Source organism: Chitinimonas sp. BJYL2 (assembly GCF_027257935.1).
Taxonomy (GTDB): domain Bacteria; phylum Pseudomonadota; class Gammaproteobacteria; order Burkholderiales; family Chitinimonadaceae; genus Chitinimonas.
In genome coordinates, this window is record NZ_JANZKW010000001.1 from 1,002,428 (window position 1) to 1,015,183 (window position 12,756).

General features: G+C 60.5%; 9 protein-coding genes. 1 reads left to right on the forward strand and 8 read right to left on the reverse strand.

Going from position 1 to position 12,756, the window contains the following annotated elements:
- Window positions 1–37: 37 nt before the first annotated feature.
- Window positions 38–490, forward strand: a complete 453-nt coding sequence (locus O9X62_RS04675) for an Hsp20 family protein (protein ID WP_269531602.1) — start codon at window positions 38–40, stop codon at window positions 488–490.
- A 64-nt stretch (window positions 491–554) separates the two neighbouring features.
- On the opposite strand, the gene O9X62_RS04680 is transcribed toward O9X62_RS04675, so the two are convergent.
- From O9X62_RS04680 to O9X62_RS04715, 8 genes are all read right to left on the reverse strand, one after another.
- Window positions 555–2,525 carry a helicase-related protein gene (locus O9X62_RS04680; protein ID WP_269531603.1) on the reverse strand — a complete coding sequence of 657 codons (1,971 nt, stop codon included), beginning with the start codon at window positions 2,523–2,525 and terminating at the stop codon, window positions 555–557.
- A 78-nt stretch (window positions 2,526–2,603) separates the two neighbouring features.
- Window positions 2,604–3,365, reverse strand: coding sequence for an SOS response-associated peptidase (locus tag O9X62_RS04685; protein WP_269531604.1), 762 nt, complete (start codon window positions 3,363–3,365; stop codon window positions 2,604–2,606).
- A 66-nt stretch (window positions 3,366–3,431) separates the two neighbouring features.
- Entirely contained in the window at window positions 3,432–4,685 is a 1,254-nt protein-coding gene (locus O9X62_RS04690; protein WP_269531605.1) for a type II toxin-antitoxin system HipA family toxin, read from the reverse strand.
- The gene (locus O9X62_RS04695; RefSeq protein WP_269531606.1) at window positions 4,675–4,956 is read right to left on the reverse strand and encodes a helix-turn-helix transcriptional regulator; all 282 of its coding nucleotides are present in this window, start codon (window positions 4,954–4,956) and stop codon (window positions 4,675–4,677) included. The genes O9X62_RS04690 and O9X62_RS04695 overlap by 11 nt, the downstream gene beginning before the upstream one ends.
- 170 nt (window positions 4,957–5,126) lie before the next feature.
- Window positions 5,127–6,014, reverse strand: a complete 888-nt coding sequence (locus O9X62_RS04700; RefSeq protein WP_269531607.1) for a hypothetical protein — start codon at window positions 6,012–6,014, stop codon at window positions 5,127–5,129.
- Window positions 5,999–9,262: a type I restriction endonuclease subunit R gene (locus tag O9X62_RS04705; RefSeq protein WP_269531608.1), complete on the reverse strand. Its 3,264-nt coding sequence runs from the start codon at window positions 9,260–9,262 to the stop codon at window positions 5,999–6,001. The genes O9X62_RS04700 and O9X62_RS04705 overlap by 16 nt, the downstream gene beginning before the upstream one ends.
- Before the next feature lie 41 nt (window positions 9,263–9,303).
- Entirely contained in the window at window positions 9,304–10,614 is a 1,311-nt protein-coding gene (locus O9X62_RS04710) for a restriction endonuclease subunit S (RefSeq protein WP_269531609.1), read from the reverse strand.
- A gap of 2 nt (window positions 10,615–10,616) precedes the next feature.
- On the reverse strand, window positions 10,617–12,725 hold the full coding sequence (locus O9X62_RS04715) for an N-6 DNA methylase (RefSeq protein ID WP_269531610.1): 2,109 nt from the start codon (window positions 12,723–12,725) through the stop codon (window positions 10,617–10,619).
- Between the last annotated feature and the right edge of the window lie 31 nt (window positions 12,726–12,756).

Below are 12,756 nucleotides of genomic sequence, written 5' to 3' on the forward strand. Positions count from 1 at the left end.
CCGTTGCTTACCCGTGAACCAACTGGAGGACGAAATCATGCGCACTTACGACTTCACCCCCCTTTACCGGTCCGCGATCGGCTTTGACCGCCTCGCTCGTCTGGCCGACGATGCCTTGCGTGTGGATACCCAACCGAGCTACCCGCCCTACGATATCGAACTGGTCGAGGAAAACGCCTACCGTATCCGCATGGTGGTAGCCGGTTTTGAACAAAACGAACTGGATATCGAAACAGAACGCGATACCCTGAAAATCAGCGGCCACAAGGCAACGGCAACGCAAGGCAACTATCTGCACCGCGGCATCAGCACGCAGGATTTCGAACGCCGCTTCCAGCTCGCCGAGCATGTAAAGGTCGTATCGGCCGGCCTGCAGAATGGCATCCTGACCGTCGACCTGATCCGCGAGATTCCCGAAGCCATGCGCCCGCGCAAGGTGCTGATCAATAGCGGCGACAACGTCCAGCTGCTGGAGCGCCGCGCAGCGTGATGCGCTGGGCATGCATCAACAAAAAGGCCGGCAATCATGCCGGCCTTTTTGTTTCACGTGACACTTAACGCCGACTGCGAAAACCGCCGCTGCGGCCACCGCGCGGTTTTTCATGGCGCTCGCGCTGATCGCGGCGTTTCTGGTTGGTCATCGCCAGCTGGCGATCAATCTCTTCAGACGTACTCTGCATGAGGCCCTGCGCTTTCTCCTGATCCGGGAACGTTTCCGCCATCCGGTATGAGAGCCAGGCATAGGCTGCATAGAGCTTGCAGCTGTCTTCCAGTGATTGCAGCGCAAACCGGCCGGTCTGCACACCCACCGGGTTCAAAGGCACGGTGCGCTTTTCGGCGCGCGCGCCGGCCCACTCCTGCAAGGCACGCTCCAGCAACGGCACCTTGGTCGAAATCGGGCACAGGCTGAAGGTAAAGCGATCGCCCAGACTCAGGTTCAGCATGTCCAGCCAGCGCGCCTTCTCGATCTGTTCACTGAGGTTGGCCGGCAGAAAGAACTCGTCATGCAGGTCGATATGCTTGGCAAACAGCTCCAGCAGCTTGTGCAACTTGGTCTGCCCGCTGGCTTCGCTGATCTGCTTGAGGTATTCGAGATTGGGTGCCACAAAGAAGCCCGTGTCCGGCAAGGGTTCCAGCTTCTGTCGCAGCAGGGCGGCAATCGTTTTGTGCGTCTGGGCATCGATACCGGCTACATGGCCGATCTCATGCTCGCCAAAGCGCCCAGCGCGGCCGGCAATCTGACGTGCCAGCGCGGCGTCGATGATGCCTTCGCTCTCGCCGTCGAACTTGCGTGCGGTCGTGAATACGATACGCCGCGCCGGTGTGTTCAGTCCCATGCCTATCGCATCGGTTGCCACCACGATCTGGGTTTCGCCACTGAGAAAGCGATCCGCCTGCGCTTGGCGTACCTCGGGCGAAAGGTTGCCGTAAATGGCCGACACCGGAAAACCGCGCGTCATTACCTGGTCGCGCCAGTTCAGCACCTCGCGGCGCGAGAACGCGATCAGCACATCACCTGCACGAAGATTGGCCAGCGAGCCCAATGGCTGCTTGTCCATCTCCAGCGGGGTCTTCCGCTTGAGCGTGCGGATCTCCAGCGTTCCGCCCACGCGGCGGATCAACGATTCAATCGCCTCCTGCGCCTCAGGTGCGCCAAGCAGATATACCGTCTCGGCTGGCACACCGCACACCGCCGCCGTCCACGCGGCGCCGCGATCCGGGTCATCCAGCAGCTGGATTTCGTCGATGATGGCCACTTCAAGCGGCCGGTTCGGATTGAGCATCTCCACCGTGCTGGCCGTATGCGTGGCTTCGGGGTGGATCTTGCGCTGCTCCCCCGTGATCAGGCTGACCGCCACACCGGCATCGAGCAAGCGGGTGTAGTTTTCAAGCGCCAGCAAACGCAGCGGCGCAAGATAAACACCGGTTTTGGCGCGGCTCAAATGTTCCATGGCCGCGTGCGTCTTGCCCGAATTGGTCGGCCCCAGAATCGCAATGAAGTGACGCTTCATACTCTGCGCCAGCTTGAATGATTCGGGATACAGCGACAGGTTCACCGCGTCGCGCGCCAGATCTGTCTGCTTGCTGGCCTGCTTCTTGGCCTTGGCGACTTCCACCCGGTCCAGCGCCACCTGGCAACGGAACCGTGCCAGCTCGTACTTGGCCACCAGAGCATGCAAGGAGCTGGATGGATCTGCGCCCAACTCCTGCGTACGCCGGAGAACTTCATCCACGCACTTGCGCAACTGCGCTTCAAGCCGCGCCCGTGCATCATCATTCCAGCGCGCCTGTACCATGCCGTAACGCTCGGCCGCATCGAGCTTGCGCCACTTGCCGGTCTTGCCCAGAAAACCGTCGTCCGGCACCAGATGGTACGGAATGCGCTGCTCGCCCACTTGCAGCTCGCCATGGACCGATACCGCGTAACTGCCGTCCACCAGCACCAGTGCTGCGCCGTGCTTGTCGAGGTAATGCGCCACCAGATCGGTGTCGAGCATATCCAGCAGTTTGGGGAGTTCGTTCATGCGTGCTTTCGTTCAGGCAGGGTTTGCGGGCATTGTACGGGATAGCTATCGCGTACAGCAGCCAGCGCGGCTATGCCATCAGCCAAACAGGTCCGGCATGTCGTCAAACGGATCATGCTTGGGCTTTTTGATACGCGGCGGTAGCGGATCGGGCGCGTGTTGCATCAAGTCTGCCGGGTAGAGCTTGAGAAACGTGCGTGCGATTTCCGGGTTTTTGCAGTCTAGCCAGTCATGCCATTCACCCTGCGGAATGATGACCACACTGCGTTTGTCCGGCGGCGAGTCCGGCTTGTGCATCTGCCTGAAGATCGCGTGGCTATCTGCGTTGATGGTAATCATGGTGAACGACAACGAAGTCGACCCATCCGCTTCCTGCCATTCACGCCACAGGCCCGCTACGGCAAATGGCTGGCCATCTGCGGTGCAGATGCGATGACGGACAGATTTACCGATCTCTTTCGCGTCGACCGGACGACCTTCACCCATGCCGTTTGCCCAGAGCACATCATTGCTGCCGTAAAACGGCTCCCAGAGCGAGTTCATGGGAATCAGACACAGCTGACAGCTCTTCCAGGCCCGCGCGAAAGTAGGTTTGGTCGCGATGGTTTCAGCGCGTGCATTCATCGAGTCCCAAGGTTTCACGCCATCAGGAATATGCCGCTGCGGTGTAAAGCCGAAGCTGGCCATATCAGCGGTTAGCGTACCGTCCGGCAACTTGCGGATGATGGGGGCGGCGTAGTCCCTGTACGACTGCGCGGGGTATCCCGGTAGATGCCCGACTTCCACGCCGAAGCGGGCTTGGAGTGCTGCAAGCGCGGGCGGGGTGTAGCTGGTGCACATGTGGAACTCTCACAAAAACAGATTTGACGTGTTGATGCGGTTGATACCGGCACCCCAGCAGCAGCGCTATCCAGACTTGCGTGGTTTGAAGCCTTGTAACGCTTGCTCCATATGCTGCATGCCTAGCCAAATCTCGTGAGCCACATCCGGCACTTCGGCCGCCAAGTCGGCTCGCGCAAACATGATGTTCTGCGCTGCCGTGAGCAGGCCTTCGATTCTGTTTCGCACATGCGGAATCTGGAACTTTGCCGCAAACTCGAACAGATCCACATAGCCGGCAAAGAAGCCCTTCTGGCCACCGAGCGACAAGGCCAGGCTATCGGTCTGGATATAAGCCGTGGTATTGGTAATGTCGTACACCGGCGCTAGTCGGATGGAATCCTCACGCGATGGGTCGGCATAGAGCACGCCAAAATTCTTGAGGTGCGCATCGCCATTCTTCACGATCAAGCTCAGCGCCAGCGCATCGAACAATTGTGCGCGGGCTTTCACTAGGTCTTGCGGCGGCAGGTAATAGCTCAGGGTTTCCATCAGCAGCTCATAGCTGCCGGTGTACTTGCCTGTGGGGGACAAACCCCGCAGCACGCAAAAATCCTCAAAGCCGAGCTGGGTGCCATCGGCCAGACGATCAAACCGCTCCATCACGAAGATATCGTGCTTGTCGGACAAGTAGAAGCTGGGCACCGCCAAGCCCGCTTCCTTCGCAATCGACATGCAGAGGAACTCATTGATCGCGAGGCCCGGGTATTCGTCCCGCCCCGACTTCACGATCATGTCCCGGAACGGCAATGAGCTCCTTGGGCTACCTGGTTCAAGATCATCGGGCGACGTGGTTTCTACCGGCACCACCACCTTGGGCTGGACCCCCGATAGGCCCGAGTAGGCCATGTAACGATGCAGCAGCTCATCAAACAAGGGCGCCTGGCCATCGTCATGGAGGATTTCGTCCAGAGACTCCCCCTTGCTTACCGCATCACCATCAATCCGGCCGTCGATTTCCTCACTGCGTAGCGCCACGCGGCCTATCGGGTGCCCCCGGCCTATCAGCGCCAGCAAGGCCAGCTCAGACCGATAGCCCAGCTTATTGAGCCGATCAGTTAGCTTGGCGAGCAGGTAGCCCTCTGGCAGATTCATGCCAAAGATCGGGTGCAGATCGGGCGAGGGGATCGGCTCCGCCTGAACCGGCATGGTCAGCGACACGCTGTGCGTACCCTGTGTACCGTGGCCGTAGTGCATGCCAAAGCCGCCATCTGTGCGGTACACACTGCCCGTCGCTTGCCCGGCAACGTAAACCCCCGCCGCCGTGATATCAACGGCCATGATTCATCTTCTGCAACTCGGCCAGGGTTGGCATGCGCGCGGGTTCGGCTTTGATATTGATCTTCAATACATCGGCCACTTTAAGGTAGTAGCCAAAGGCTACCGTAGGCTCACCCCGCTCGATGGCGATTACCTTCTGCCGGCTGATACAGGCGGCCTCCGCCACCTGTTGCTGCGTCATGCCCAGGTTTTTTCGCCGGCTCTTTATATCGGTGGATAGGCTGTGCAGGGTGAACACGAAGTCACGCAAACGGAACAATAGTAAATTCATGTTACGTCTACGGAACAAATAGGGCAAGAAAAGAAGGCCGCCCGCCGTCAACACTGGTTACTAAATTGATACTGTGGTGCATGCTCGCTGAGCAACCGACTACTGCCGCAGGTTGCAGACGCTCACCGGCTATAGCAAGGCTTCACGGCTAAGCTCGCGGGATGAATGGCCTACCCTGCTTGGGCCGCAACAAATGCCGCGCGAATGTCAGCCCTGTCATAAGAGCCAACTTGCGGGTTCATAAAGCCTTGTGCGTCCAACTCCAACCACAGACCTAAAGCCGCCCGCACACCAAAGTTATCGCGCTCGGGATCAACCCCTTCCAGAAAAACCTCGGGCTTGATGGCCATGTCTTCGGGATACCACTTCCTCCCGCCATAGCTGTAAATCCCTTGGTCCTGCTCCCCAATCAAACTTGAGCCATCGGCCAGCGCGGCAATATCGGCGCTAGCCAGATACTCGCCACGAAGATAGACACCATGCTTCCAGGCAATGGCCACGCACGCAGCCAGATAGGCTCTGGCCTTCCAGTAGCTGAACGTCCAGTTGTGCAGCAAGTGATACCGATAAATGGCTTTATCGCCAACCCACCCGACCGTCTCATAGAGCACGATCAACGCCTCACCATCGGCTGATTCCGGCGCAAAAACAACGCCGTAAAGATCACCGTCGGGATTGGCTGCCCTGAGTGTTTCCAGAAAATCGCCTACCAACTCGGGCGACTTATAAAAGTCGTGACACGCATAAACCGCTGGCTCGGCGCCATCCAGCCACTCACGGCGTACTGCAAACAAATCGCACGCAGCTTGAAGTACCGCTTCATCAAGCTTAGCCATCAGCGCGGTATCGCTTTGCACATCTTGCAAGGTCAAGCCTTGACCAAAGAAACGTGGGATCTGGTTTCGATGGACGTTATGGCTTTCGAACAGTCGGATAAACCGCTCCGTAATCGTCTCGGTGCGAACCTGACGCTTGCCTTTTAGCCATGCCCATAGGCGGATTGCCTGTTCGGCAATCTTCAGCAATACAGAAAGCCATTCCACTAACAAGCTGCCCATTTCCTGCCCCGAACGGCGTACTCAACCATCAGGTCGTAAACGTTGTCGCACTTCTGCTTGAACGTCGTCCGGTCGTAGGCATCTGGCAAATCCTTGTCCAATACTCGCTCGATTTCAGCACGGACTTGCTTCTGAGTTTGAGAACTCTGGTGCCAGTTTTGCACCAGCACCTTGGGTTGCTCTTCCACCAGCCTTTTCAGCAGGTGTTTAGCCGCCAGCTTCACACGCTGGGTCTCGTCCTGCGTCAGGGCATCCTTCTTCAACAAGTCGAACAGCTCCAGTTCGTCTTCGCTCAGGCCCTCGCGGATATGCCGCTCTGCCTCGTCCTTCAGCTCCTGAGCAAATGCCGTCAACTCGTCATAGTAGTTCTCGGTGGACGTGGCGCCGGAGTTGTAGGCGTCGATCACCTTCTGCAGCCGCTGCAGGAAGTTTACCCGCGTCGTGTTCAGCGACAGCATCTCGGTCAGCTTGCGCTGCAGGAAGGCCTGAAGGTCGGCGATCTGGATATTCTTGAACGGCGCCTGCTGGAACTCCTCGCGCAGTTTCTGGACGTTGACCTTGCTCAGATCCCAGGCCTTGCCGCGCTGCACGATCTTGTACTGCGCCGCGAATTCCTTGGCCGAGAAGGCTTCGGCGTTATCCACCACCACGCTGGCATCCAGCAGCGCCTCGATACGCTGCACCGCGCTGTCGATGTCGGCCCCTTCGACGATGCTGTCCATCACGCCGCGCAGGTACTGGAAGGCCGAGACCACGCGGCCCTTTTTCTGGCCCAGCACCTCGGGCTTGCAGGCCTCGTACAGCGACGAGATCGTGTTCTCGTACACGTTGAACGACTTGCGCTGCTCCTCGCTGGCCAGCAGCGTGTCGGCAAAGCCGTTGAACTGGCCCAGCTTGGTGAACACGTCGCCGCGGTCCAGCGCCTCGTGCAGCGGCACGCCTTGGCTCTGGCAGTAGCCCAGGGCCTGCTCGATGGCCTCGTCCAGCAGCGTAAACAGGTGGCTCTTGTCCCGCACCGGCAGCTCGTCATCCTCGGGGCCGGCGGCGTAGTCCTTCAGCGCCTTTTTCATACGGCGGAAGACGTTGTAATAGTCCACGATCTCGCCGTGGCGCTTCTCGATGCCAAGGATCTTATGGCCGCTCACGCGGTTGGCCCGCGCGATGGTCTGCATCAGCGTGTGGCCCTGCATGGGCTTGTCTAGGTACAGCGTGCTCACCGTGGGCGCATCAAAGCCCGTCAGCCACATCGCGCAAACGAAGACCAGTTGCAGCGGGTGCTCGGGGTCCTTGAAGTTGAACTCGATGTCATGACCGTGACCGTCCAGCTCGTTCATGCGCTGGCGGTGCGGCTTGATGTCCAAAACCTTCTTGGCGAACTTCTCTTCCTCGCCGGCCTCCTCGCTGACGATCACAGCCATCTGCACGGCACTCATCCAGGCCTTGAGCTGCTTCAGCCGCTGGCGCTCCACGTCGTTGGCGGTCGCGGTGATGCGGCCGTTCAGCGCCTTGATCTCGGCCTTCCACAGCGCCTGCACCTTGTCGAACATCGTCACGGCGGTGAACTTGTCCACCGAGATGACGATGCCCTTGCCGAGGTAGCCGCGGCGGGGGAAGTGGTAGACGATGTCGCGCGCAATCGTGTCCAGCCGGTCCTCGCGCTTGACGACCTCCATCTCCTGCGCGAAGCGCTTCTCCAGCTTCTCCTGCGCTTGCGCGTCCAGGTTCTCGTCTTCCAGGATCGCGGCGAACTCCTCGCTCAGGTCGTCGTTTTGGATCAGCACCTCCGGCACGCGCTTCTCGTAGAACAGCGGCACCGTGGCGCCGTCCTCCACGCTCTGCTGAAAGTTGTACTCCGACACGTAATCGCCGAACCAGGCATTCGTCTTGCGCTCCTGGCCCAGCAGCGGCGTGCCGGTGAAGGCCAGGAAGTTCGCATTCGGCAGGCCGGCGCGCATGTTCTCGGCCAGGCCGGCGTACTGGGTGCGGTGCGCCTCGTCCACGATGACGACGATGTCGTCGCGGTCGGACAGCAGCGGGTAGTCCTTGCCCTTCTCGAAGCGGAACTTCTGGATCAGCGTGAACACCACCCGCTTGTTCTTGCCCAGCATCTCGCGCAGTTGCGCGCTGCCCTTGGGCCGCACATCGTCCTTGGGCGCCACCACGCCGGTATGCAGGAAGTTGCGATAAATCTGCCCGTCAAGGTCGTCCCGGTCCGTCACCACCACGAACGTGAAGTTGCCGGTGAGCTTGCGGAAGATCTTGCGCGTGTAGAACACCATCGAGAAGCTCTTGCCCGAGCCCTGGGTGTGCCAGAACACGCCCAGCTTGCCGCCCAGCTCGCGCCGGTGCCTGAACTGCTCGAAGGCGTTGTTCACGCCGATGAACTGGTGGTTCTGCGCGATGACCTTCTGCGTCTCTCGGTAGAACACGCAGAAGTTCTCCACGTAGTCCAGCAGCCGCTCAGGGCTAAGCAGGCCCAGCACCACCCGCTCCACGCTCAGGCCCTGGGCGGCGATGGCCGGGCGGTCCAGCTTTTCCTTCTCGTCGTCCACCCGCAGCCAGGTGAAGAAGTGCTCCCACTGCGCGGTGATGCTGCCCAGCCGCGTCTCGATGCCATTGCTCAGCAGGCACAGCGCATTGGCGGTGAAGAGCTGCGGGATCTCGGCTTTGTAGGTGGTGAGGTTGTCGTCGAAGGCCGCGCGCAGCTTGACGTTGCTGTTCTTCAGCTCGATGAACACCAGCGGCAGGCCGTTCACGTACAGCAGCACGTCGGGCCGGCGGTAGCCATGCTCGCCGCGCACCCAGAGCTGGCTCACCGCGAGGTAGTGGTTGCGGCCGGTGCGCGGGTCGTGCGCGTCGAAGTCAATCACCTTCAGCCGCTCGGTCACCGTCTGCCCCGCCTGCGGCCCGGCCTCGGGCTTGTAGGTCACCGGCACGCCGTCGCGGATCAGCGCGTCCATCTCGCGGTTGGCTGCCGCCAGGCTCATCGCCGTTCGCGGTTGCACCAGTTGGGTCAGGGCTTGATCCACCACGTGGGCCGGGGCCTGCGGGTTCAGCCGCTCCAACGCGGCGCGCAGCCGGTCGGCCAGGATCACCTCGCGCTTGTCGGCGCGGCCGGAGCCGTCGTTCAGATCGTCGGGCTGGGCCGTGAAGCAGTTCAGCGCATCGAAGCCGCACAGGTGCTGCAGCCGCTGCAGCAGGGCCTGCTCGATGTCGTCCTCGCTGATGAAATTCTTCGCGGCGGCCACGGCACCTCCCTGGTGTTGCCGGTTGTGGAGAAGAAGAGATGCTAAAGGGCTATCGCCTCACGCGGCGCGGCCTCTGCAGGCGGCGGCTGCATGCTGGGCGGGAACTGGATGTCTAACGCTTCGACGCGGAGTTTGCCGGAGATCAGGCGGGGGAGCAGGGCATCGCGCATATCGCTCAGCCTCCTGCAGCTTTGAGCTAGTTGCTCCGCCTGTTGAAGCATGGGCTCTGCAATCAGCGCTACGCGATCTTGCAAAGCACGAGGCGGCATCACCACGTCTTGCGCTGGGATGAGGTCTGGCTTCAAGTGAAGAACATTCGCCCCGTTTGCGAACTCCTTGATGTGGTTTGCGAACCCCGAGAAGCGCAGGAACAAGTAGAGATATGTCGGGTCAATCTCTTTCGGCACCAGCTTGACAACGTCCAGCGAAATGACAGCGCCCCCCTCGCCGAGGTCTGGCACCCGCGCGGCCCGCCCAACAACGACCCGGTCCTGCGTCATGTCGGTGACCGCCATGACAATGTCCCCCTGTTTGACCAACTGATCGCTCTTGAACTCGCCCTTGTAGTGTTTCAGACCGACAGCACGGTAGCCGCCACCTCGATTGAAAGACTTGAGTGTCACGAAGGGCATGGCCGTCGGGTCATTGACCAGATCGTCCGAGGCGTAGGACTTGCCTTTAACGACATGGCAGTGTTGCCCAAGCGGCACCACTTCCCAGCCTTCCGGAATACCTTTCGAGAAAGTGGCGGTCTCGCAACCCGGAAAACGCATCCGCACAAACCACTCGCGGTAGACCTCTTCGGCCATGGACTCCAGCAAGGCGATGCGGCGCTGGTTGTTGGCGATCAGGTCGTCGTAGGCGGTGAGCAGAGCGGCAATCTTCTGCTGAAGCTCGTAGGCGGGGAACCAGAACCTCAACTTCAACAGCTTGTCCATGCTGAGGTTGTCCTGCGTCGTGCCCTTGGAGATTTGCTCCATGTGTGCACGGAACGCATCAAGGCAGTACTTCGTGTAACGAACGTCAGCTTGTAGCGGATGAGGCGTGAACCCCAAGATGCTGTCTGGAAAGCACGCAGGGATCGCAAGGATCGCCGTATCCGCGATGTTGGCCGCAATCGTGATGCACAAAGTTCCCGGCGGCCAAAGCTTGCTTTGCGCTAGGCCCTTGGCGTTGTAGGTCTGGGTGTACTCCGTCAGATAGAACGGTGCGTGCTTAACGTCACCCGTTTGGACGAACGGATATTCGCCGCCGTAGAGGTCAGGATCGTTGCGCGGTCGGTGCTTGGACTTACCTCTGCCCAAGGTTCCGACTTCTGTGAGTGTTTTGAATTCGGACTCGCGGGAGGCCATGTTCACTCCACCAATGCGGCCAAGTTCTTCGCGATCACGTCTTGAAGCACCCCCGCCGACCTGGTCAGTTGAAACAGCTCGTCGTGAGCCGACAGCAGCTCTTCGGCGAACTCCTCCTCCGTCTTCCCATCTTCCTCAATCACCACGCCCACATACCGCCCTGGGTTGAGCGACCAATCCTGCTCGGCAATCTCCTCGCGGCTGGCCAGCTTGCACAGGCCGGTGACGTCTTCGTAGGCGGCCTGGGGGAAGCGCTCCTGCAGCCAGCTCACATGCTGGTAGTACAGCTCGGCGGCCTTCAACTCGTCGTGCAGGGCCTGCACCGCCGCCTTCACGCCCTTGGTCTGGCGGTTGGCGGTGGCGCGTTTGCCGTCCGCCTTGGCGGCCTCGGCCTTGCGCTTGTCCATCTCGCGGATGGCCTTGTCCAGCGCCTTCACCGCCGCGTGCAGGCCGGCGAAGAAAGGCGTGAACTGGGCGCGCAGCAGGTGCTGTGCTTGGTTGCGGTCCTCCACGCTGTGCTTCTGGCCGCGGGTGCGTTCGTGCTGGTCCTGGGCCTGCGCCAGCGCGGCGAGCTGGCCCCACTGGGCCTGCAGCGCGGCGATGGCGTCGCGCGCGGCCTGGCTGGTCTGGGCATCGGCCGCTTCTTCAGCCAGCACGGCCAGCAGGCGGTCGCTCAGGGCCGGCAGGTGCTCGGCGGCGTCCTTGAGCTGCGCCATGCCTTGGTGCAGGTAGCGGTCCACCTGATCCACAAACTCCTGGTGGCGGCCCTTGTGCAGGCGGGGGATGAGGGCGATGTTCTGGATCTGCTCGTCGCTCAGCTCGCGGTGAGCGCGGTCCACCTGGGTGAAGATGTTGCGGGCGTCGATGAACAGCACCTTGTCATCGGTCTTGCCCTTGTCGAAGAACCACAGCGTGGCCGGCAGGGTGACGGTGTAGAACAGGTTGGACGGCAGCGTGAGCATGCCGTAGATGAGGTTCTGCTCGATGAGCGTCTTGCGAATGTCGGCCTCGGAGTGGCGGGCATCGCTGGCCGAGTTGGCCATCACTAGCGCGGCGCGGCCACCGGGCTTGAGCGACGTGGCGAAGAGGTTGATCCAGAGGTAGTTGCCGTTCGGCACGGTCTCGACGGCTTTCTCCTTGCCGTCCTTGCCGGCCGCGCCCTTGGCCTTGGTCTTGTTGCGCGGCACACCGTAGGTGTTGAAGCGGCGGTCCTTCTCCACGGCATCCAGCGTCACGTCGTCCACGTTGAACGGCGGGTTGGCCATCACGTAGTCGAAGGCGCCGAAGGCGTTGAAGGGGTCTTCGTAGTAGGTGTTGGCCTGCTTGATGTCGCCGCGCAGGTTGTTCACGGCGAGGTTCATCTTGGCGAGCTTCACCGTCTCCAGCGTCTTCTCGGTGCCGCAGACGAACACGTCCAGGTCGGCGGCCTTGTCGGCCTGGTGCTGGTGGATGAAGTCCGCCGACTGCACGAACATGCCGCCGGAGCCGCAGGCGGGGTCGAAGACCTTGCCGCCGTGGGGCTCGATGATCTCGGTCATCAGCTTGACGACGGAGCGCGGCGTGAAGAACTCGCCGCCACCCTGGCCCTCGCTGAGCGCGAAGTTGGCGAGGAAGTACTCGTAGATTTGCCCGAACACGTCACCCGAGGCATCGACCGGGATGTCGGAGAACAGCTTGAGCAGGTCCTTGGGGATGTGCTGGTTCTTGGGGCTGCGGGTGAAGCGGTCGTACTCCTCCTGCGGCAGCACGCCCAGAAGCTCGGGTTTGCTGAATTCAATGCTGGCCATGGCATCCCGAATTGCCTTGGCGATATTTTCTTTGTCCGGCAGGTTGAGCAAGTAGTCGTAACGAGCGTAGTCCCTCAAATAAAACCCGCACTTTTCGATGGCAATCTCATCCATCGACCTTTCGCGGCGCGTATCTTTGAGCTTCTCGTACTCTTGCTTAATCGCGGCCTCATGTTGTCGGTATTTATTGTCGACAAACTTCAGAAAGATGAGTCCAAGCACGGGTGTGCTGTATTCACTGGCTTTGAGGTCGGAGTTTGCTCGCAGCTTATCTGCGGCACTCCAAAGGTCATTTTCTAGTTTCTTTAGCTGGTCGCGGTTCATGAGTTCAATGGTATCTGATCAGCTTTGAAAG

Excerpts from the sequence above, each read along its gene's own strand:
- O9X62_RS04680 (WP_269531603.1), bottom strand. The coding sequence starts at position 2,525 with ATGAACGAACTCCCCAAACTGCTGGATATGCTCGACACCGATCTGGTG.
- O9X62_RS04690 (WP_269531605.1), bottom strand. The coding sequence starts at position 4,685 with ATGGCCGTTGATATCACGGCGGCGGGGGTTTACGTTGCCGGGCAAGCG.
- O9X62_RS04695 (WP_269531606.1), bottom strand. The coding sequence starts at position 4,956 with ATGAATTTACTATTGTTCCGTTTGCGTGACTTCGTGTTCACCCTGCAC.
- O9X62_RS04715 (WP_269531610.1), bottom strand. The coding sequence starts at position 12,725 with ATGAACCGCGACCAGCTAAAGAAACTAGAAAATGACCTTTGGAGTGCC.
- O9X62_RS04685 (WP_269531604.1), bottom strand. The coding sequence starts at position 3,365 with ATGTGCACCAGCTACACCCCGCCCGCGCTTGCAGCACTCCAAGCCCGC.
- O9X62_RS04700 (WP_269531607.1), bottom strand. The coding sequence starts at position 6,014 with ATGGGCAGCTTGTTAGTGGAATGGCTTTCTGTATTGCTGAAGATTGCC.
- O9X62_RS04710 (WP_269531609.1), bottom strand. The coding sequence starts at position 10,614 with ATGGCCTCCCGCGAGTCCGAATTCAAAACACTCACAGAAGTCGGAACC.
- O9X62_RS04675 (WP_269531602.1), top strand. The coding sequence starts at position 38 with ATGCGCACTTACGACTTCACCCCCCTTTACCGGTCCGCGATCGGCTTT.